The sequence below is a fragment of the Streptomyces dengpaensis genome, from assembly GCF_002946835.1.
GTDB classification, from domain to species: domain Bacteria; phylum Actinomycetota; class Actinomycetes; order Streptomycetales; family Streptomycetaceae; genus Streptomyces; species Streptomyces dengpaensis.
This window is the reverse complement of the sequence record NZ_CP026652.1, coordinates 7,305,331-7,322,820: the sequence shown is the minus strand read 5'-3', so window position 1 is coordinate 7,322,820 and position 17,490 is coordinate 7,305,331. Positions and strand designations below refer to the sequence as shown.

Annotated in this window: 35 protein-coding genes; 3 read left to right on the top strand and 32 right to left on the bottom strand. The window is 69.9% G+C overall.

Annotation, left to right across the window (positions count from 1 at the left end):
* Nucleotides 1–53: 53 nt before the first annotated feature.
* Genes C4B68_RS33945 through C4B68_RS33915 form a run of 8 tightly spaced genes read right to left on the bottom strand, consistent with a single transcriptional unit; the run spans nucleotide 54 to nucleotide 2,647 of the window.
* Nucleotides 54–326, bottom strand: coding sequence for a hypothetical protein (locus C4B68_RS33945; protein ID WP_099500336.1), 273 nt, complete (start codon nucleotides 324–326; stop codon nucleotides 54–56).
* Nucleotides 323–691 (bottom strand): hypothetical protein, encoded by a 369-nt coding sequence (locus C4B68_RS33940; RefSeq protein ID WP_099500335.1) that lies wholly within the window; start codon nucleotides 689–691, stop codon nucleotides 323–325. The genes C4B68_RS33945 and C4B68_RS33940 overlap by 4 nt, the downstream gene beginning before the upstream one ends.
* Complete coding sequence (locus C4B68_RS33935) at nucleotides 688–975, bottom strand: hypothetical protein (protein WP_099500334.1); 288 nt, start codon at nucleotides 973–975, stop codon at nucleotides 688–690. The genes C4B68_RS33940 and C4B68_RS33935 overlap by 4 nt, the downstream gene beginning before the upstream one ends.
* Nucleotides 972–1,196 (bottom strand): hypothetical protein, encoded by a 225-nt coding sequence (locus C4B68_RS33930; protein WP_099500333.1) that lies wholly within the window; start codon nucleotides 1,194–1,196, stop codon nucleotides 972–974. Before C4B68_RS33930 ends, C4B68_RS33935 begins: the two co-directional genes overlap by 4 nt.
* Nucleotides 1,193–1,444: a hypothetical protein gene (locus C4B68_RS33925; RefSeq protein WP_099500332.1), complete on the bottom strand. Its 252-nt coding sequence runs from the start codon at nucleotides 1,442–1,444 to the stop codon at nucleotides 1,193–1,195. Before C4B68_RS33925 ends, C4B68_RS33930 begins: the two co-directional genes overlap by 4 nt.
* Nucleotides 1,441–1,734 carry a hypothetical protein gene (locus C4B68_RS33920; protein ID WP_099500331.1) on the bottom strand — a complete coding sequence of 98 codons (294 nt, stop codon included), beginning with the start codon at nucleotides 1,732–1,734 and terminating at the stop codon, nucleotides 1,441–1,443. Before C4B68_RS33920 ends, C4B68_RS33925 begins: the two co-directional genes overlap by 4 nt.
* Nucleotides 1,731–1,874: a hypothetical protein gene (locus C4B68_RS42180; RefSeq protein ID WP_167459211.1), complete on the bottom strand. Its 144-nt coding sequence runs from the start codon at nucleotides 1,872–1,874 to the stop codon at nucleotides 1,731–1,733. The genes C4B68_RS33920 and C4B68_RS42180 overlap by 4 nt, the downstream gene beginning before the upstream one ends.
* Nucleotides 1,871–2,647, bottom strand: a complete 777-nt coding sequence (locus tag C4B68_RS33915) for a DNA-methyltransferase (RefSeq protein ID WP_099500330.1) — start codon at nucleotides 2,645–2,647, stop codon at nucleotides 1,871–1,873. The genes C4B68_RS42180 and C4B68_RS33915 overlap by 4 nt, the downstream gene beginning before the upstream one ends.
* A 107-nt stretch (nucleotides 2,648–2,754) precedes the next feature.
* On the opposite strand from C4B68_RS33915, the gene C4B68_RS33910 reads away from it, so the two are divergent.
* Together C4B68_RS33910 and C4B68_RS33905 are read left to right on the top strand one after the other, a co-directional pair.
* A complete protein-coding gene (locus C4B68_RS33910; protein WP_099500329.1) occupies nucleotides 2,755–2,961 on the top strand; it encodes a hypothetical protein in 207 nt (68 codons plus the stop codon).
* Nucleotides 2,961–3,206, top strand: coding sequence for a hypothetical protein (locus tag C4B68_RS33905; RefSeq protein WP_099500328.1), 246 nt, complete (start codon nucleotides 2,961–2,963; stop codon nucleotides 3,204–3,206). Before C4B68_RS33910 ends, C4B68_RS33905 begins: the two co-directional genes overlap by 1 nt.
* Before the next feature lie 117 nt (nucleotides 3,207–3,323).
* On the opposite strand, the gene C4B68_RS33900 is transcribed toward C4B68_RS33905, so the two are convergent.
* The 13 genes from C4B68_RS33900 to C4B68_RS33840 all read right to left on the bottom strand — a co-directional run bounded on the left by C4B68_RS33900 (nucleotide 3,324) and on the right by C4B68_RS33840 (nucleotide 11,573).
* On the bottom strand, nucleotides 3,324–3,599 hold the full coding sequence (locus C4B68_RS33900; protein WP_099500327.1) for a hypothetical protein: 276 nt from the start codon (nucleotides 3,597–3,599) through the stop codon (nucleotides 3,324–3,326).
* A 2-nt stretch (nucleotides 3,600–3,601) separates the two neighbouring features.
* The gene (locus C4B68_RS33895) at nucleotides 3,602–4,780 is read right to left on the bottom strand and encodes a hypothetical protein (RefSeq protein WP_099500326.1); all 1,179 of its coding nucleotides are present in this window, start codon (nucleotides 4,778–4,780) and stop codon (nucleotides 3,602–3,604) included.
* Between the two features lie 77 nt (nucleotides 4,781–4,857).
* The gene (locus tag C4B68_RS33890; RefSeq protein ID WP_099500325.1) at nucleotides 4,858–5,133 is read right to left on the bottom strand and encodes a hypothetical protein; all 276 of its coding nucleotides are present in this window, start codon (nucleotides 5,131–5,133) and stop codon (nucleotides 4,858–4,860) included.
* The gene (locus C4B68_RS33885) at nucleotides 5,130–5,684 is read right to left on the bottom strand and encodes a hypothetical protein (RefSeq protein WP_099500324.1); all 555 of its coding nucleotides are present in this window, start codon (nucleotides 5,682–5,684) and stop codon (nucleotides 5,130–5,132) included. The genes C4B68_RS33890 and C4B68_RS33885 overlap by 4 nt, the downstream gene beginning before the upstream one ends.
* 116 nt (nucleotides 5,685–5,800) lie before the next feature.
* Nucleotides 5,801–6,508, bottom strand: a complete 708-nt coding sequence (locus C4B68_RS33880) for a hypothetical protein (RefSeq protein WP_099500323.1) — start codon at nucleotides 6,506–6,508, stop codon at nucleotides 5,801–5,803.
* Nucleotides 6,508–6,723 carry a hypothetical protein gene (locus C4B68_RS33875; protein WP_099500322.1) on the bottom strand — a complete coding sequence of 72 codons (216 nt, stop codon included), beginning with the start codon at nucleotides 6,721–6,723 and terminating at the stop codon, nucleotides 6,508–6,510. Before C4B68_RS33875 ends, C4B68_RS33880 begins: the two co-directional genes overlap by 1 nt.
* Nucleotides 6,720–7,025 carry a zinc finger domain-containing protein gene (locus C4B68_RS33870; RefSeq protein ID WP_099500321.1) on the bottom strand — a complete coding sequence of 102 codons (306 nt, stop codon included), beginning with the start codon at nucleotides 7,023–7,025 and terminating at the stop codon, nucleotides 6,720–6,722. The genes C4B68_RS33875 and C4B68_RS33870 overlap by 4 nt, the downstream gene beginning before the upstream one ends.
* A 16-nt stretch (nucleotides 7,026–7,041) precedes the next feature.
* The gene (locus C4B68_RS33865) at nucleotides 7,042–7,902 is read right to left on the bottom strand and encodes a deazapurine DNA modification protein DpdA family protein (RefSeq protein WP_099500320.1); all 861 of its coding nucleotides are present in this window, start codon (nucleotides 7,900–7,902) and stop codon (nucleotides 7,042–7,044) included.
* Between the two features lie 2 nt (nucleotides 7,903–7,904).
* On the bottom strand, nucleotides 7,905–8,414 hold the full coding sequence (locus C4B68_RS33860) for a VUT family protein (RefSeq protein ID WP_099500319.1): 510 nt from the start codon (nucleotides 8,412–8,414) through the stop codon (nucleotides 7,905–7,907).
* Nucleotides 8,411–8,755 carry a hypothetical protein gene (locus tag C4B68_RS33855; protein WP_099500318.1) on the bottom strand — a complete coding sequence of 115 codons (345 nt, stop codon included), beginning with the start codon at nucleotides 8,753–8,755 and terminating at the stop codon, nucleotides 8,411–8,413. The genes C4B68_RS33860 and C4B68_RS33855 overlap by 4 nt, the downstream gene beginning before the upstream one ends.
* Complete coding sequence (locus C4B68_RS33850; protein WP_099500317.1) at nucleotides 8,752–9,381, bottom strand: zinc finger domain-containing protein; 630 nt, start codon at nucleotides 9,379–9,381, stop codon at nucleotides 8,752–8,754. Before C4B68_RS33850 ends, C4B68_RS33855 begins: the two co-directional genes overlap by 4 nt.
* Nucleotides 9,378–10,259: a helix-turn-helix domain-containing protein gene (locus C4B68_RS33845; protein ID WP_099500316.1), complete on the bottom strand. Its 882-nt coding sequence runs from the start codon at nucleotides 10,257–10,259 to the stop codon at nucleotides 9,378–9,380. Before C4B68_RS33845 ends, C4B68_RS33850 begins: the two co-directional genes overlap by 4 nt.
* Before the next feature lie 33 nt (nucleotides 10,260–10,292).
* Nucleotides 10,293–11,573, bottom strand: coding sequence for an HNH endonuclease (locus C4B68_RS33840; RefSeq protein WP_099500315.1), 1,281 nt, complete (start codon nucleotides 11,571–11,573; stop codon nucleotides 10,293–10,295).
* Nucleotides 11,574–11,773: 200 nt separating this feature from the next.
* On the opposite strand from C4B68_RS33840, the gene C4B68_RS33835 reads away from it, so the two are divergent.
* A complete protein-coding gene (locus C4B68_RS33835; protein ID WP_143674284.1) occupies nucleotides 11,774–11,989 on the top strand; it encodes a hypothetical protein in 216 nt (71 codons plus the stop codon).
* A 68-nt stretch (nucleotides 11,990–12,057) separates the two neighbouring features.
* Here the strand turns inward: C4B68_RS33835 and C4B68_RS33830 are convergent, their stop codons facing one another.
* The 11 genes from C4B68_RS33830 to C4B68_RS33780 form a co-directional block, all read right to left on the bottom strand.
* A complete protein-coding gene (locus tag C4B68_RS33830) occupies nucleotides 12,058–12,321 on the bottom strand; it encodes a hypothetical protein (RefSeq protein WP_099500313.1) in 264 nt (87 codons plus the stop codon).
* A complete protein-coding gene (locus C4B68_RS33825; protein ID WP_099500312.1) occupies nucleotides 12,318–12,509 on the bottom strand; it encodes a hypothetical protein in 192 nt (63 codons plus the stop codon). The genes C4B68_RS33830 and C4B68_RS33825 overlap by 4 nt, the downstream gene beginning before the upstream one ends.
* Complete coding sequence (locus C4B68_RS33820; RefSeq protein ID WP_099500311.1) at nucleotides 12,506–13,363, bottom strand: hypothetical protein; 858 nt, start codon at nucleotides 13,361–13,363, stop codon at nucleotides 12,506–12,508. Before C4B68_RS33820 ends, C4B68_RS33825 begins: the two co-directional genes overlap by 4 nt.
* Complete coding sequence (locus tag C4B68_RS33815; protein ID WP_099500310.1) at nucleotides 13,360–13,644, bottom strand: hypothetical protein; 285 nt, start codon at nucleotides 13,642–13,644, stop codon at nucleotides 13,360–13,362. The genes C4B68_RS33820 and C4B68_RS33815 overlap by 4 nt, the downstream gene beginning before the upstream one ends.
* 94 nt (nucleotides 13,645–13,738) lie before the next feature.
* Nucleotides 13,739–14,086: a hypothetical protein gene (locus tag C4B68_RS33810; RefSeq protein ID WP_099500309.1), complete on the bottom strand. Its 348-nt coding sequence runs from the start codon at nucleotides 14,084–14,086 to the stop codon at nucleotides 13,739–13,741.
* Nucleotides 14,083–14,412: a hypothetical protein gene (locus tag C4B68_RS33805; protein ID WP_099500308.1), complete on the bottom strand. Its 330-nt coding sequence runs from the start codon at nucleotides 14,410–14,412 to the stop codon at nucleotides 14,083–14,085. Before C4B68_RS33805 ends, C4B68_RS33810 begins: the two co-directional genes overlap by 4 nt.
* 64 nt (nucleotides 14,413–14,476) lie before the next feature.
* Nucleotides 14,477–15,307, bottom strand: coding sequence for a hypothetical protein (locus C4B68_RS33800; RefSeq protein ID WP_099500307.1), 831 nt, complete (start codon nucleotides 15,305–15,307; stop codon nucleotides 14,477–14,479).
* Nucleotides 15,304–16,167, bottom strand: coding sequence for a PD-(D/E)XK nuclease-like domain-containing protein (locus tag C4B68_RS33795; protein WP_099500306.1), 864 nt, complete (start codon nucleotides 16,165–16,167; stop codon nucleotides 15,304–15,306). Before C4B68_RS33795 ends, C4B68_RS33800 begins: the two co-directional genes overlap by 4 nt.
* A complete protein-coding gene (locus C4B68_RS33790; RefSeq protein WP_099500305.1) occupies nucleotides 16,164–16,763 on the bottom strand; it encodes a 3'-5' exonuclease in 600 nt (199 codons plus the stop codon). The genes C4B68_RS33795 and C4B68_RS33790 overlap by 4 nt, the downstream gene beginning before the upstream one ends.
* Nucleotides 16,763–17,008 carry a hypothetical protein gene (locus C4B68_RS33785; RefSeq protein ID WP_099500304.1) on the bottom strand — a complete coding sequence of 82 codons (246 nt, stop codon included), beginning with the start codon at nucleotides 17,006–17,008 and terminating at the stop codon, nucleotides 16,763–16,765. Before C4B68_RS33785 ends, C4B68_RS33790 begins: the two co-directional genes overlap by 1 nt.
* 126 nt (nucleotides 17,009–17,134) lie before the next feature.
* Nucleotides 17,135–17,464, bottom strand: coding sequence for a hypothetical protein (locus C4B68_RS33780; RefSeq protein WP_099500303.1), 330 nt, complete (start codon nucleotides 17,462–17,464; stop codon nucleotides 17,135–17,137).
* Nucleotides 17,465–17,490: the final 26 nt, after the last annotated feature.

Below are 17,490 nucleotides of genomic sequence, written 5' to 3'. Positions count from 1 at the left end.
GGTGGTGTGGGGTTGCGGCCCGCCCCCGTCGGTGAAGGCGGGCCGTCCAGCGGTCAGGCGGCGGGCTGCCAGCTCGGGCAGTTGGTGTGAAGTCCGGCGGCGAGGTCGCGCTCCTGTGTGCAGCTCTCGGGCCAGCCGGGGTGCTCCGGGTACGGGCCGTCCTCCGGCGGCTCGAAGTGGCGGCAGGTCTTGCAGCTGCGGGCGGCCGGGTTGCGCCAGCAGCGGCCGATGTGCGCGACCATCGCCGGACGCTTCGCCCGGGTGATCCGGCAGAACGGGCACTGATGCCGGGTCACGACCACGGGGATCGGGAGGTCGACGGTCATCGGCGCTCCCCGACTCGCGCGACCGGCCAGTGCCAGCCCATCCGCGCCCGATGCCACTTCCCGCCGTGCCCGGGCGGCAGGTTGCAGGGGCGCGGCCGGTACTGCGAGGGTACGAGGTTCGACGGGCCGCCGATCGACCCGCACTCGGGCTCGCCGGAGTTGGCGAAGTCCTTGAAGTGGTCGAGGTGCAGGAGGGTGCTGGCGTCGTCGCGGTAGCAGATGTGGATCACGCAACTCCCGCAGAACTCGCACTCAGCGCACTGGTCGAGGTCCCACGGATCGACCTGCAAGCCGAAGTGGGCGAGGTAGCGCTCGTTGGCGCACGGGGTGCCGTAGCGGTGAAAGGTCTCCTGGTCGTCGGTCACCGCTGCTCCCCCGCCTCGCCGGAGGGCCGCTCCTCGAAGGTGCACAGGTTGTGCCCGGCTTCTTTCTGGCACTGAAGGCCGTAGCCGTCGAACTCGGAGGCCGGACACTGCTGCCAACCGTCGGGCTGCTGCGCCTCGACTGCGGGAAGCTGACCCGCGGCGGCGAGTTCGGCCTCGTCCTGCTGTGCGGTGCCGCCGGCCACGACGACCCGGATACGGGCGGTGGCGTGGCCCCAGCACCAGCCGATGGCCAGGGCGAGGAGCGCGGTGAGGAGGTGGGTCACGGCTGGCCTCCGTTGATGGCGCGGGCGACAGCGAGGGCGGGCGTGACCTCGGAGCATGAGCCGTAGTCGCAGCACAGGTACTCGGCCCGGCAGTGGTCGGCTGTCTTGTCGAGCCAGTCGGCAACCGGGTCTGCGAGTCCGGCAAGTCGTCCGGTGATGTCGGGGGCGACGTCACGAAGGGTTTGGGCTGCGGTTCGCAGCTCCCGCTCGTCGCGGGTCATCGCTGTGTCTCCGGGTCGATGAAGTCGGCGGCGCTGGACACGCCCCGGCAGAAGTCGCAGGCGGGATCGCAGTGCGCCTTCACCGGTGCGTCACCAATGCCGAAGTTGTGCCGCTGCTGCTCGGCCAACTCGTGGGCGTAGGCGTCGACGAGAGGCTCGGCGTTCTGGCAGGAGTCGGCGCCGCAGAAGCATGTGCGGGCGCGCATGGCGTCGAGGAGACGCTGGCGGGCCGTGGGCTGGTCTGTCATCGCTGCTCACCGCCGTTGATCGCGCGGGCCACGGCGAGGGCGCCAAGCCGGAACGGGCTGTTGGTCTGGTGATCGGCTGGCCACTTGTCCGCGTACTCGGCTGCCACGTCGAGCCAGGCGGCGAGGGCGAGGCCGACGCCGGGGTGCATGGCGGACCGATCGGGGATCGCCTTGCCGAAGAGATCGCGGGTGCCTTCCGAGAGCGCGGCTGTGAGGCCGCGTTCGACCTTCACTGCTCGCGCCCTCAGGGCGGCGGCTGCGGCCCGGAGTTCGTCGGCGGGTGTGGTCATCGGGTGCTCCGTCGGTGGTGTGTGCGGATGGTGTGGGTGAGGGCGCGCCCGCCCCGCCGGATGGCGGAGAGGGCGCTGTAGGCGAAGGGCCAGACGATGACGGTGATGGCGGCGACCCAGCCCCAGTCGACGGCAATCACGACGCCTCCATCTGCCGGGCGAGCCGCTCGGCCGCCTGTACTCGCTGGACGGCGAGTTCGGCGTACTGGCGGTCGACTTCGACGAGGAAGCAGCGACGGCCTTCGAGGACGGCGGCAACGCCGGTGCTGCCCGATCCGGCGCATGGGTCGACGACGAGGTCGCCGCGCATGGTGGACGATTCGATCAGTTGTGCGAGCAGGGGCCAGGGTTTTTCGGTCGGATGCCGGGTGACGGCCGTGGCGTTCTTGCGAGGCACGCGGATGACGGATCCCTGCCTCATGCGGGCGGTCAGCCCACCCTGGCGGGCCTTCCCCCCGTGCTTCGGGTTCACGTTGGACACACCGAAGGTGATCACTTCGTGTCCGGGCCCCCAGGGCATGCTCAGGTTGCCCATGCCGATCGCCCTCTTGTCCCAGATGATCTCGGCGGTGGGTCCGAGACCGAGGGGTTCGGTCAACTCGTCCGAGGAGTATCCGAACACGTAGACGTGCCGGGAGTTACGCAGGCGGCGCGCCCAGAGCCTGAGTACGCCGGGCCAGTCGGTGGCCCCGTCGTCGCCCTCGATCTTGGCGAAGTTTTTGCCCCGGCTGGACTGCCAGCCCACGCCGTAGGGCGGGTCGGTGCACAGCAGGTCGTAGTCCAGGGGGACTTGGGCTATGACGTCGGGGTCGCGGCAGTCTCCCCAGATGATGGTGGCGCGGTCGGACTGGTGGAGTATCTGGCCGCCGGGGGGCGGGGTGAGGGTGATGTCGAGGGTGTCGGGGCTGGTCATGGGTCTCCTAAAACTTTCACTGCATGGCGGGGTTGTTGTTTTGGCGTGAGAGGCGTACCGTCTTACTTGCACCGCAAGACGCGGTGAACGTTCTAGGGAGGAACCCCATGACCCAGCACCTCGCCTACCGCACCGGCCAGCGCGTCAACGGCGTCACGCCCACCGGCCGCATCATCCGCACCGGCGAGTTCTACGACCGCCAGCTCCGCACCAGCCAGACCACCGAGAACGGCGGCGAGTACGAGGCGCTGGTCATCTGGGACGGCGACACCGAGCCCTCCCTGGTGTCCTTCGAACGCCTGACGGCCGCCTGATGGCCGACCTGCTGGACCTACAGGCCATCGCCACCCACCTCGGCCTGTCCTACGAGACGGTGCGCAGCTACCACACCAAGGCCGAAGCGAACCGGCGCGCCGGCCGCCCCAAAGTCGGCGACTTCCCGCCGCCAGACAACATGTTCGGCCGCTCCCCGGTATGGCAGGACACGACGATCGACCAATGGGCAGCCCACCGCCCCGGCCGCGGAGCCGGAGGCGGACGCCCCCGCAAACAGCCCTGAGCGCCGCTCCCAGCGCCTCGCACCGCACACCGAGGATCGCGGCGACGGTGGCGAAGAAGATGATCCAGCCGAGCAAGGCCCAGCCGATGGCGATGGCGGCGTCTATGGCCTCAGCGATCACGGGGTGGGCTCCTCGGCGGCGAGCTCGCGGCAGTGCGTGCAGGAGTCGGGCCCGACGGGGACGGCGTGGACGCAGCACTCGACGCCGTCGTCGCGCTCGTAGTGCACGGGCGGGGTGAAGGCCTCCTTGCCGGGTCGCGACACGGCGGCGGGCCCGGGGCAGGTGACGGGCGCCTCGCTGCTGATCCGATCGTCTTCGGCAAGCTCGAAGGGAGTGCGGGCGCAGCAGGGGGTGAGGCCCGAGCCGTCGGGCGGGCAGGCGTGGACGGCCATGGTCAGGCCTCCTTGCCGGGCTGGGACACGGCGGCGGGCTCTGCGGCGAGGCGGTCACGGTTGTTGTGCGGCGGCACGCGCATCTGGGACCACCAGTGGCCCTCTTCGTCTCGGTGCTTCCAGTCGTCGTGCGGGCCGTCCGGCAGGGTGCAAGTCATGCCCGGGATCTGATCGCCGCACTCGACGGATCCGTTGTCGGCCTGCGTCACGGTCACCTTGCGGAGCAGGTAGCGGGCCGCGTTGCGGTACTCGTCGCGGCCAAGGCCGGGCGTCTGGCTGATCCGGTCCCAACTGGGTCCGTCGGTCAGGGCGGTGTCGGCGTCGCACAGGAGGCGGGCGAGGGTTTCGACGCGGACGGGCGCCTGCGTCTCGGGCTGCTGCGCCTCGCAGTCGCCCCAGGCGTGGCAGCAGACGCAGTGCGCGCAGCCGGACTCCGACTCCTGCTGCTGCGCCTCGTCGCCGGGCAGCTCGTTGGTCGTCGACTCGGCTTCCTTGGCCATGCAGCTCAGGAGTTGAGCGGCGTCGATCGTTCCGCCGTCCCAGGCGTCGCGCTGACTGTCGTACTCGAAGTCGGCGCGCAGCTCGTGGTAGTCGAGAGCCATCACGGCGGCCGATGCTTCGTGGAGTACCGCCGCGCGGTCGACGGGCTTCCGCTGCTCGGTCGGCGGCGCCGCAACGGTCCCGGGGTCCGGCCGGTAGTCGTGGGTCTGCTCGCCGTCCGGGCACAGGGAGCATTCGCCCGGACTGACGGGGTCCTCGCCCGTGCTGTGCACAGCGGACGGGTGTCCGCATTCGTCGCAGTCGAGGGGGTGCGCCTCCTCGTTCACGGTGTGGTCCGGCAGACGCAGCCCGATCTGCTCGTCGTCGGCCATGCGGCGCAGCTCGCTCACCGCGCGGTTGACGCCCTCAGCTGCTTTCTGGCCCATGTCGTCGTAGACGGCGGGGAAGAGGGCGGTGTACAGGCGCTGCGCGGCCTCCCGCAGGATCGCCACCCGGTCGGCGGGCGCAGACGGCACAGCGGCAGGCGCGGTAGGCAGCGCGCGGTCCAGGTGCTCGGCGAGCAGGGCCCGGATCTGTGCGTGCTGAAGCCCGCCGCCGGTCCTATGGGTGCGCTGGAAGGCGTCGATGGCGTCGTAGATCGCGGTGACCCGGTCGGGCTGCGGGTTGGTGGTCTCGGTCATGTGCTGCTCCTTGATCGGTGCGGGATGATGGGTGCCGCGGTCGGGCCCGGTAACGGCGGGGCCGACCGTCCTGCGTGTCACGGGGTGGGGCGGATCGGGATCACGTCGGCCAGCCGCTCGGCGGTCTGACCCGCAGCCGCAAGACACGCGGCGACGACGACGATCACCGGGGTGCCGCGGTCAAACTCGGCAATCCAGTCGCCGGACCAGAGCGTCGAGGTGGCGTCACCGCCGACGGACCAGAAGGCGCCGCCGTTGCGCAGGGTCGGCAGGAAGTGGTGATCGTCGACGGTCCAGCCCGCAGCCAGAAGTGCGGTCGCCGCGTCGGAGTTGGCCTCGAAGAGATCGCTCATCGCTGCGCTCCCTCGGCCAGTACGTCGGCGACGGTCCGGCCCCGGTACGTGAGCCGCGGCGCCAACTCGCGGGCGAGGCGCAGCGCCGTGTCGTGGTCGAAGCGGTGCGCATCAGCCCACTCCACCTCGGCCGAGTCGTCGTCCTCGTCGAAGCCGGGCTCGTAGGACCATGCGCCGTCCACGCCGTAATGGCGGAGGCCGTGCCTGACGACGAACTTGTCGCCGCCCGCGTGCTGCACCTGAACGGTGAACGTCCACCGGTCGTCGTGACCCGCGGGCAGGCAGGAGACGACGTAGCCGGTCGGCTGCACGGTCGGGCCGGGGTCGGCGGTGAGGAACTCCCGCACCGCCCGGTCGCCGCGGCCGGACGCCGCGTCCCGCTTCGCGAGCTGGCCGATCAGGTAGCGGCACTGAAACTGCAGGCGGCGAACCTCGTCGACGAGCCGTGTGACGACGGCCGGATCAACCTGGATCCCGTCGTGTTCGGCGGTGATCGCGAGTTCGGCGTAGCTGTCGAGCTGCTGCTCAGTGAGCGGCGTGCGGTCGGTCATGTCGGTTCTCCTGTCGGTCAGTTCACGGATTCGTGCAGGTCACAGTGGTCGGGCGGGGGCAGGCGGGCGGTCACGGATCAGGCCGGGCGGCTGCGGGCGGAGGACAACGGGCGACATCAGGCGGCACCTCGTTCGCGCCGGTGACGTTCGACACGGGCCGGCAAGCTGATCCCCAACACCGCGTACTCCTCGGCCAGGTAGTCGTCGAACTCTGGGCCGTGGGCCGCGATCAGCCGCTGGACTGCGATCTCCCCTGCCGCTGCCCGGAGTTCCTTCACGGTGGCCCCGGCCGCGGCTGCTATCTCGGCATCCCGGCGGCGATGTTCCTGGTTGACGATCGCCTGCGCGTGGTCGGCGGCACGGAGCCGCTTGCACTCGTTGAGCCGCACGATCAGCGAGTCCCGGTAGCCGGTGGCCCGCTTCGCCCAGTCGTGGCTTGCGAGCGACTTGTCGCCGCGGCGGTCTTTCAGCTGCTCTTCCACGTCGGCGATCAGCTGGCCGAGCTGCTTCTTCCAGCGGACCTGGTTGCGGTGGTGGCGGAGTGCGGCCCGCTGCCCGGGGTCGCCTTGCCCGTCGGCGTCGCGGACGACGACCTCGCGGAAGTCGATGTCGGGCAGGACATTCAGGAACTCGATGTCGTGGCGGGTGGCGGCGGAGACGTCGACGGGGCGCTCGGGCAGGTTCTTGGTGAGGTGCCACCAGGTGCAGGCGCATTCGTAGGGCCTCAGCGGCGCCTCGATGCGCAGGGCGACACGGCGGGCCGCAGTCTCGGCAGCCTCACGGGTCGCGTACCGGGACTTCGTCGGGTTCGGGCAGGCGGTCATCAGGCGGCCTCGCCTTCAATGACCCGCAGGCGCGGCTTGCCGGTGCCGCGGCCTTCGAGCCGGTCCAGCTCGGCCACGAGGGCGGCGACGTGTGCGGCCTGCTCGTCGGGCGTCCACAGGGAGACCCGCTCGGCCGGACGGGGGCGGACGGGCTCGGCGTGGCCGAACGTGCCGGTCGGCAGGGCCTCCGCCATCAGGCGCTCGTAAGGGCTCATGCGGCGGTGGCCTCGGCTTCCTGCTGGCGGCGGTGGTGGACGGTGGCCCGTGCGCGGCCTTCGTCGTGGCAGGGCACGGTCGGCTCGACCTGGCATTCGGGGCAGCAGGCGGTGGTCTGCGCCCAGGCGGAGACGCGCTGCGGGTGCGGCTGCGGCAACTGGCGGCCGGTCGTGCGGAGGTGGCACGGGCGGTGGGCGTGGGCGCCGCAGTGCGGGCAGTCGACGGCGCGGGCCGGGTGCTGCGTGGCGCGCATCTGGTGGCGCAGGGACTCGGGCATCGGGGCACCGGTGTGGATCGTCATCGGGTCTCCTTCGAGGTCAGGCAGCGAACAGGTGGTGCTGTCGCCAGGTGGGTGGGGCGTTGACGATGCGCTGGTGCCAGCGCAGGGCGTAGGTGGCGCAGTTCGCGCAGTTCTTCGCGCGGTGGGTGCATTCCGGGAGGCGGGGATTGCGGCGGCCTCCGACCGACCAGGCCATGGAGTCGGCGGATACGAGCTGGTCGCCGTAATCAGCGAGCCCATCGGTCTTCACGCCGAAGCCATGCAGGCGCAGGCCGCGGCCATGGAAGGTGTCGACGATGCGGGCGATCTCTTCGGTGGCCTGCCGTCGGCACACGGACCCAAGGCCGACAACCGGGGCAGCGGCGAGGTCGACGCCCGCGTCGGCGTACATCTGTGCGCACCGCTCGTAGTCCTCGAGCGCCCAGCCTTGTAGGACCGGTATCCACGGCAGGTCGGGGGCAATGCGCTGGAGTTCGAGGTAGTTCTGGACGGTGAACTCTTGGTGCATACGCACCGCGGCCTCGAGGTCGTCGGGCTTGCCGGGGTTGATGCCGCGGGCTTCCTGGGTTCCGGCGAACCGCTGCCCGTTGTGAACACCGCCGAAGATCACCCAGGGTTCGCACATCCAGTCCTGCGGCGCGGCCCACAGCAGACGGCCCAGCTGCTCGCGGTAGCGCCGAACCTCGGCGGCGTACTCCTCGGGCGAGGTGCGCCAGCCGCCGTGGTCCTTCAGCTCGGTGAACCCGCCACTGTCGAGCGCCCAGTCCCGGCGGGCGGCCGGGAAGGCGCTGACGCGCTTGGCAAGCCGGTTGCGGGAGATGAACAGCGTCACGCCGTCAAGGCGCACGTCGTCGTCCCAAAGCCAGTTCGCCATGTGGGTTCCGAGCATGAATTTCATGACTAGGCGGCCACCTCGACGCGGCGCGGCCGGACCGCGGCGATCACGGCTATCGCTGCGGCGGTCATGTACGCCTTGGCGAGGATCTGGCCGGGCAGGAACTCGAGCGAGCCGAACGCCAGCCAGAGGAAGATCACGCTGTCGGCGAGGAGACCGACTGCGTTCGAGACGCCCATCGCAACGAGCAGGCCCCGCTCCCGGAGCGGTTCGTAGACGGCGAAGTCCATGGTCTCGGCGACCACGAACGCGGCAGCCGAAGCAACGGCCAGCGCGGGCGTGGCGAGGAAGTACGAGACGACGGCGCCGACGGCGATGGCGGCAAGGACCGCGGCCCTGCCAACTGCCTCCCGGGCCAGGTCACGCAGCACCAGCGCCAGGCCGACCATGTAGACCCCGGCCGGGGCGGTGTACCCGAAGCCGACGGGCACGGGCCCGACATGCTGCACAAGCAGGTTCGCGGCGGGAATGGTCGCGATGTACGCGGCAACAGTGACGGGGCCACGGACGTTCATCGGTTCTCCTCGGTGTTGGGCGGCGGGCAGTTGCCGCAGTCGCAGGGCTGGTCGGGGTGGTGCTCGGTGTTGCGGTAGTGGCGGACGGCCGCATCCCAGACGTGGGCGGGGATCTTCCGCTCGGGTGGCGGGCCGGGCGGGCTGGTACCGACAGGCCAGGCGCCGGGCTTGTGGCCGGGAGGGCGCGGCGGGGCGGGCTTCACGGTCGGCTCGCGGCGGGCCTGGCCGATCTGGATCTGCGCCCGCATCAAGGCCTTGAGCTCGCTGCGGCCTTCGCGGCGAACCGCCTTCACGTCGTCAACCTGGATGCCGTCGTCGTCCGGGATCTGCTCGGCAGTCACGAGGCGACCTCCTCGTCGGAGCCGTCGGCTTCAAGGCGGGCGAGGTGCCGGGCGGATGCCGCGCGGCGACGCTCCATCTCGGCCTGGTCGCCGGCAGGATCCGTGCGTCCAGCCCGGGCAGCGTGAGGCGCTCGCTCGTGACCACCCGGGGTGCGGCAAGGCCGGCCTATCGCCGCCGAGCAGTTCGGGCATTCGATTCCGAGCGGTCCCGGGCGCTTCACCTCGGCGATCTCCGCCGGTACTTCGCGACCAACGCCGGCCAGGAGCTCCGCCATCTTCCGCGGCTTCAGCTCGAAGCCATCCGCGGCCCGTGTCCTCTGAGCTCGCAGCGCAGCGAGGTACGCACGGACGTCGTCCGGGTCAGCGTCCGGAATCTCGGCCGGAAGACCGGGCCCCTGGAAGCTGTCGGCACGGTCGCCTCGCTGCCGCTTGATCTCGCCGATGATCTCGGCGGGGCTGACGAACGGCTGACGGCGGGCAACGGCAGCGGCGGCTGCGCGAGCGTCGGCGAGAGCGAAGTCGCCGAGGACGTCGTGCCAGGCGTCCGGGGTGTACTCGTCGAACTTCTGACCGGGGCAGAGAGCCCGCACATAGCGGGCGAGCACAACGGTTTCGTCGGGGGTCATGAAGATTCCTGCTCCATTCGGGCTTTGGCGCGCGCCATGGCGCGGTCGAAGAGGTCGTTGGTCTCTTGCTGCTGGCGGGTGGCGGCCGGCGAGGTGCGGAGCGCGACGACGTTGCTGCCGTCGGAGGCGCCTTCGAGGTCGACGGGTGTGCGTATGGCGTGCCAGCCGTCGTAGAACCAGCGGGAGCTGAAGGGCGGCGGGTTGGCGCCCTGTTCGGCCTTGAGGGCTTGCTCGACCATCAGCGGGATGCCGAGGCGCTTGACGTCGTTGAGGACCCGGATCATGTCGTCGCCGAGGAACTTCCAGGGCAGGTTGATCCCGGCGCCGCTCATGGCGTCCTGGAGGCGGGTGATTTCCTCGGGAAGCGGGGCTTCTTCCACACCTCGGGCCGTAGGGCGTCGATCTTGTCGAGCTGGCCGGTTGTTGTGGTGGTTCCCTGACGGTTCCCTTGACGGTTCTACTGGTGGTTCGGGTGCACTCTGGACGCTGTTTCGCGTCGCAGAGTGCGCTGTTTCGCGCACATCTGACGCTGTTTCCTGCTCAAAGTGCGCTGTTTCTGAGTCCAATACCGCGTCAGATGTGCGCTGTTCCTCGGGAGTAACCGCGTCAGATGTGCACGGTTTCGGGATGATCCGGTAGCGGTTCGAGCGGTGCCTGCCGCCACCGTTCTCAACCGTCAACTCGCCGTCGTCAACGAGCGCAGCAATCCCCTTCTGGACCGCGCGGCGAGACAACTTGGTCCGATCCATAAGGTCTTCGATGGAAGGCCAAGCAAGCCCCTTGTCATCCGCCCGGTCGGCCAGCGCGAGCATGACCAGCCGAGCCCCGTTACGGGACTCAGACCGGGCCCACACCCAGTTGGTGACCTTGATGCTCACGGGATCTCTTTCCGATCGCAGGGATGGCGGACGTCAGGCGGCAGGCGCGAGCGGGCGAGCCGCGGCCTCGAATACAGACAGGTGTCGGGTCAGGCACGTGGAGATGTCCGGGTCGAGATAGGCGCCAGCTGCGGCAGCCGCCGGGTAGATGTCGTCGATCCAGATCTCGCCGTCGGCCCCGATCCGCCGCATGCTGGCGAAGAAGGCGGAGACCTCAGCCTTCGAGGGCCAGTGGCCGGCCGTGGAGTGATACGCCTGGACCCACGCCTCTACGGACTTCGAGATGACCTCGTGCTGGCCGCTGATCTTGAGCTCCGCCTCGGAGAGACCGAAGTAGATCCGTACCGAACGGCGGGACCCGGCATAGATCGCAGCCCGCGTGACCCGCGCGACGTTCACCTGACCGTTGAGGAGACGGTCGATCTGCGTGCGCGCCTGCTCAGTTGGCTCGTCGTCAGGCCACTCCCCTGCGGCGGACAGCCATGCGAAGGTCCATTCCTGCAAGGCTTCGTCGCGGTCGAGCTTGGCGAGTGCGGCGACCACTTCGGTTTCGCCGTACCAGGCTGCGTACTGGCCGGCCTGAACGATGCGGTGAGCGTCTTCCTCTTCCGCCTCGCGTGCTGCTACCGCGCTCGCCTCGAAGCGGGCGAGTTCGTCATCGCTGATGTCGCCGAACTTGTTGCCCTTCCAGGTGTCGACGGCTGCCTGAACGACTGAATCGATGGGATTCGACGCATCTGGAGTGACGCCTACGATCGCGCGCGCCCGCTCCTGGAGTTCGCCGACCATGCGCCAGCCGATGCCGCAGCAGTAGCGGAAGAGGTTCTCCGACCTGACCGTCTTGTTGGTCATCGACTTCTCGACGATGTCGGGCCAGACGTCCTGCGGCAGGCCGGCCTCGCGGAAGGCGTCGAGGCTTCCCTTCCAGTCCTTGGGGAGGTCGAACGTTTCCTTCTTCCCGTCACGCTCCCAGGTCCATCCGTTCCAGGCGTCCTGGAATACCTGCCGGTACGCGACCTTCGGGGCCTGCTGCTCGCGCAGTTCCTCGGCGGCCTGCGTCATGGCGGCGGCCCACCGGAGCGCGTCGTCGCTGACGTCGGCGACCGTGGCCGCGTCGACGGTGGCGCTGCTCTTGCCGCTGTTGCACGGCTCGCAGGACGTGACGAGGTTGTCGGGTGTGTCGGTGCCGCCGAGCGCGACCGGGGTGACGTGATCGACGCGCAGCGGGACTGCCGGGGCGGACGCGCCGCAGTAGCGGCAGGTGTGCTGATCCCTGCGGAGGATCTCGTAGCGAAGGCGCTTGGAGACGGCCATTGATCTTCTTTCGGAGAGTGCTGGTTGGGGGCTTTTGGGCGCACGGAACCAAGCCCTTATGGCGGCCTGTTTGAGCGTTTCGGTGCCGCCGCGGCACGTTTGAACCCTATCGCAGGGTGACCGGTCACCGGCAGGTCACTGACCAGCCAACGTGTCACAGCCTGGTGACCAGCCAGTGCACAGTCAGCTACGCTGTCGGCATGACCACGAAGGGGCAGCCCGGCCGCGTTATCCGCATCGACGATGAGACGTGGGCGGACTACGGCCAGCTGTGCGAGGAGAAGGGCATCGCCCGCGCGACGGACATCCGCATGTACGTCGTGCGTGAGGTCGCCGCCTGGCGCAAGCAGCAGGGTGCCGAGACCCCGAAGCGCCGCGTGGTGCGCCGCAAGAAGCCGGCCACCGATTCCGACTGACGTCACGTCCCCTCCTCTCCTCGAGCCCCGCCTGTACGGCGGGGCTTCGTCGTGTGTGGGCTAGGCGGTCACCGGTTGCGGTGCGAGGTGATCTCGGGGCCGTTGTCGCGCTGGTAGGCGGTGCGGCAGCCGGCGTCGCAGAAGGCGGCGTCGGTTCGTTTCCGGAGCCGGCGGTGTGGGCCACCGGCCGTGGCGCACGGCTTCTGGCTGGCCTTGCAGTCGGCGCACCAGTCGATGGGGTCGATGTGGTCCCCACACCAGGCGCAGTGGCGGGTGCCGTCGCCGTGGATGACCGCGGTCTCGGCTTGGCGTGTGGCGTAGCGATTCCTCATCGCCGGCCCTCCTTCCAGCAGTCGGGGCAGATGTCGCGGCCGTCGCGGGTGCGGTGCCAGCCCTGCTGCTTGAGGCGGCGGCGCGCTTCGGTCGCGGATTGGGCTTCGCCGGGCGGGGTGTCCTCGGTCCAGCAGCGGCCGGCCCCGGGGCTGGTGGCTTCGCAGACGAGGGAGACGTAGAAGCTCACGCGGCCACCTGCTTCCGCTCGCGTTTCTGTCCGGTGCGCCATTCCTGGACGATCTGGCGGACGGTGCTGAGTGCGATCTCTTCGTTGAGGCGCTGGTGGATCTCTTCGGCGGTGCAGCCGAAGGCGGCAAGGTGGGTGATCTCTTCGCGGCGGACGGCCGCGAGTTCGGTGCGGCGCAGTTCACGGTCGACAGCGGCCGGGTCGAAGTCCGGGTCGTCGATGCCGCCGAAGTCCTCCCACCACAGGGGGTCGCGCCATCCTTCGGCGGTGGCCCGCCGCTCGTTCTTCCAGTTGTTGCCGCGGCTGTTCTTGAGTTCGTCGTAGGCGGCGGCCAGTGCGGTGGCGGCGAGGTTGTCGATGACGTTCCAGCGGGCTTCGGCGAGGAGGCTGATGCTGGCGACGCTCAGGCCGCTGAGTGCGCTGATGTCGGCGCGGCTGTGGCCGAGGCTGTAGAGGGCGCGGATGCGGCGGATGGAGCCGATGGCGGGGCGTTCGGCGTTGCCGTCGAAGCGGTGGGGCTGGACGGCGAGGATGCGGCGGGCTATTTCCGTCTGGCAGGTCTTGTTGCGGCCGGTGGTGATGTAGCTGATGACGGCCTGGGCGACCCCCGCTTCCCGGGCGATCATGGTTTGGCTCATGCCGCTGGCGCGGAGCATCTGGATGTGCGGAAGGATTTCGGTGCAGGGGACGAGGTTGCGTTCCCCTCGCAGTCGGCGGAGTTCCCGCTGCACGTCTGCCTGGCGGTGGCCGCGCGTGCAGCGGGTGCAGCGGCAGGGCGGGCGGGTGCCGGTGCGGTTGCCCTTGTAGCGGGCGTCGGTTCCGTGCGGCGGTATGGACTTGGCGGCGGTGGTCACGGCTGCGGGTTCTCCTTCCGGTGTTGGTGGATGGCGTTGCGGAGGCGGTCGAGTTCTTCGCAGTCGCCGAAGACGGCTATGCAGTCGAGGAGCAGTGCGCTGTCGGTGCCGGGGGTCTGCTGCTCGGCGGGCGGGTCGGTGCGGAGGATTGCCTGGGCTGCGACCTGGTCGTTGCGGGTGCGGTAGTCGTCGCCGCGCCAGACGCGGATGCCGCGGCGCACGCAGTAGACGGCGCCGGCCAGGCCGATCAGGAACACGACGGCGCAGATCAGGTCGGTCACGTCCGCCTCCCGCGGGTGATGAGGGCGAAGGCGACGGCGGCCAGGCCGACCGTGAAGGCGAGGCAGGCGAGGAACAGGGCGGCGGCGTGGTCGGTCATGCGGCTGCCCTCCTCGCGGCGGCGGTGCCCTTCCAGGTGCGGACGCCGGAGTGGTGGGCGGTGGGCCGGTCGCTGCACGCCCACCCCGCGGTCCGCACGTAGCCCTCGTCCTTCAGCAGCGTCATCAGCCGGCCCCAGTGGGCTTGCGGGTTCGGCGGAGCAGGCAGGTCGTGCCGGTCGGCGACCTCGAAGCAGGTGAAGGTGCGGCCCGACGCGGCGGCGGCTATGAACTTCGGCCACACTTCGGCGAGCCACGTCTCGTAGTCCTCGGCCTGCCGCTGCGTCTTCGTCTTCCGCAGCTCCGGGACGCTGCCGTCCAGGGCGGGCTGCACGGTGGCGGTCATGACGCACGCTCCGTGAGCTGGATGGTGCGGCCCTTGTGGCCGAGGTCGAAGGCCCAGTGGTTGCGGTTGCCGCTGAACGCGGGCACGTCGACCAACTCCGGGCCGAGGGTCACGGCGCCGAGGACGGCGGCTTCGTGGACGGTGGCCCGGTCGAACGTCTTGAGGTGGGCGTAGGGGCCGTCGGCGCCGTTGCGGAGCTCGGGGACGATGAGCGCGGCATGCCGGGTGTTCCGCTTGATGTAGCAAGGGCGGCCGAACGAGGAGCGGAAGCGGAGCAGGTCGATAAGCTCCTGGACCGCGGGGCGGTAGTGGGACTTCTTGGCCATGGCTGTGTTCTCCTGTTGAGAGCCGGGGCCGCTCGCAATTCGGGTGCGAGCGACCCCGGAGCGGTTACTGGGTGGGCTCGCTGGCCGGCTTCTTGGTGCCGCCGCCGATCAGCTCGTCGGCGCTGACGCGGGGTGCGGGGAACTCGTCTTCGGCGGTGACTTCGCCGCGCTGAATCGACTTGTAGATGACGATCAGCTGGGCGACGTCGTGCTCCGTCCACTTCGCTGGCGCCCGGTCGAGTCGGGCCTCGATGCGGTCCGCGGTGATGCCGATGCCTTCGAACGTCTTGATGGCGTCGGCCACGCGCTGGGCGAGGGGCTTGCCGCCGCCGTTGCGGAGGGTGGCGTTGCAGAGCTCCTTGGCTTCCTCGACGAACCAGGGCGGGAGGATCGCGAAGATCGCCTCACGGACGCGGCGGGCACCGTTGTTCGTGTTCAGCTCGTAGATGTCGCGCATGTCGGTGACGGCCTGCGGGCCGTTCTTCGTGTCGCGGCGGTGAGGGACGATGAACGTCGAGCTGTTGCGGGAGTTGGTCTGGACGTCCCAGGCGAAGGCCTGCATCTCGGACTGGCCGTAGTCGTCGTCGCGGCGCATCTCGACGAGCCCGTACTGGACGTTGCCCCAGCAGCGGGCGAGCTCGCGGGCGAGGTGGACGGAGGCGCCGGTGATGGTCTGGCCGCCCTTGGGGTAGCGGTAGAAGGCGCGCTCGGCGAGGAACATTTGGTTGCAGGACTCGCGCATCTGGGCGACGGCGGCCTGGATGTTGCGGGGGCACTGCTGGGCGACGACGACCGCGGCCTGTACTTCGGCAGCTGCGCGGGACTGTTCGACTGCGGTGCCCTGGCCGATGCGGGCGGGGGCGTTGTTCGAGGGGATGGGTACGGGCTGGTTCATGCGTATTCCTCGTGATCTTTCTTCTCGGCCCATGGGGGCAGCGGGAGGTAGGTGATGCGGTCGTTGAAGCCGTGCCAGACGCCGGTGCGCGCGCACTCGGCGTAGATCCGCAGGGCGCGCTCGTTGCGGGCAGCGCCGAGCGCGAGGGCGGGGAAGTCGAGTTCGACCAGGTGCACCAGGTAGGGCGCGGTCTTGGACTGGAACACGAAGACGAACGCGGGCTCTTGGTCGCCGTGCAGGCCAAGGGCCTTGACGCCGTCGAGGTAGAAGGCGGCCTGCGCGTGGTAGCCGTGGTCGTACACGGCCTTCGCGAGAGCTGCCGGGTCGACGGCTTTCGCGGTCTTGTAGTCGACGACGACGAGCCGGCCGTTCTCCTGGCGGTGGGGCATCCAGTCGGGGCGGCAGCGGCAGCGGACACCGGTCCGGGGATCGGTCCAGAAGAGCGACTGCTCCGCCACTCCCCCGTCCGGGGTGAACAGCGGGCCGGCTACGGGGTGCTGGCGGACGGCTGCCGCCATCGCCTGGACCATGTCGTGCTCTTTGGTGAGCAGCGGGACCAGGCCCGCCTCGTAGGCCTCGTCCCGAAGCCGCTGGGCAGCGACCTTCTTGTAGTCGGGGAAGTCGATGATCTCGAAGTCGGGGCCTTCGCCGAGGACGAGCTTGTGTGCGGCGTGCCCGAGGTCGAACTCCCGCTTCGGCGCCTGCGGGTTATCGCGGTCGTACTTGAACTGGGCGGGGCAGCCCGGGGCGAGCAGGGCGCGCAGGCCGGTCGAGGAGATCGACGTGCGGTCCGCGTGGTAGTCGTCGGCGGACAGGCCGTCGATGATCTGAGGGGCTTCGACCTCCACCGCGGCGGTCATGCGACGCCGCCCATGACCGCGTCGTGAACGGCTCGGGCCCAACGGGCGTCGCCGAGGGCGGTGTGCGCGACTCCGGCACCAGGCAGGTCGACATCGACCGCGAGGGACAGCTTGCGACTGGAGAAGGGGTGCTGTGCCTCGGTGGACGTGGCGCCGGTCGGCAGGTCAACGCCACGGAGATAGCCGGCGGCCAGCGTGGCGACGTCGATCGTCCGGTAGTGCCACGGCGTGGCGTCCAGGAAGACCTTCAGGAACGCGGCGTCGAAGGCGGGGTTGGAGCCGACCATGACCGCGTCGGAGAGGAGGTCCGTGATGACGGTCCGCAGTTCGTCCCGCTTCATGGGGTGTGGGATGCCGCACGGGTGGCTCATGTCGCCGGCCCAGTAGTCCTCGGGCAGGACCATGCGGTCCATGTAGCCGTTGATGCGCAGGGCTTCGGGGTCGGCGTGCTCCAGGTCGATCTTGCTGGGCTTGATCTGCCACAGGTGCTCGGTGTCGACGCCGTTCTCACGGCGGATGATGGCGAGCTCCCACATGGCGTGAACGTCGGCGTCGAGTCCGAGGGTCTCGGTGTCAACGAAGGCGATGGCGGTCATTAGAACGGGTACTCCTCGCTGGTGGTGGTGGTGCGGCGGGGCCAGAGGGGCAGGCGCCAGGTGCGGAGCTGTTTGATGCAGTGGCAGTCCTCCCAGTCGGGGTCGCCGCTGTGGGTGAGCCAGCCGTGGCCGCCGCGCCCGTAGCAGGCCTCGCAGGCCGGGTCCGGTTTCGGTGTTCGGGTGAGGTGGATGGCGCGCTGGTGCAGTTCGAACTGCCAGCGGCCGATGGTGCGGGTGAGGTACATGAGGTTCCGTTTCTGGGTGCACTAAGGGCGGGTCGCCGACCCCGACCGGGGGGTGGTTAGGGCCGGCGACCCTGGATGGCGGCGCGGAGTGGGGGGCTCACGCGACCGCCGGTCTTGGGTTGTTGGTCAGGCGTAGGCGGGGTGGTCGCAGGACGCCCAGCTGATGGCGTCGTACAGCTCGGTCGGCGAGACGTCGCGGCGCAGTTCGTCGACGGGCAGGGTCCAGTCGGCGAGATCGGCGATCTTCTGCGCGCCTCGGATGGCGTCGCCCTCGTACATGGCTGCGGCGATGACGAGGCCGGAGTGGTGGCCGACCCGCCAGCGGAGGAGGCTCGGCTGGTCGACCGTTCCGGGGATCTCGTAGACGTACAGGCCGGGAACCGGGCTGGTGGCGGTGACGGTCTCAGGGCCTTGCTGGCATTGGATGGTGTGCGGCCGGGCCGTGGTGACGGACATGTGATTCCTCCGTGGGATGCTGGTGG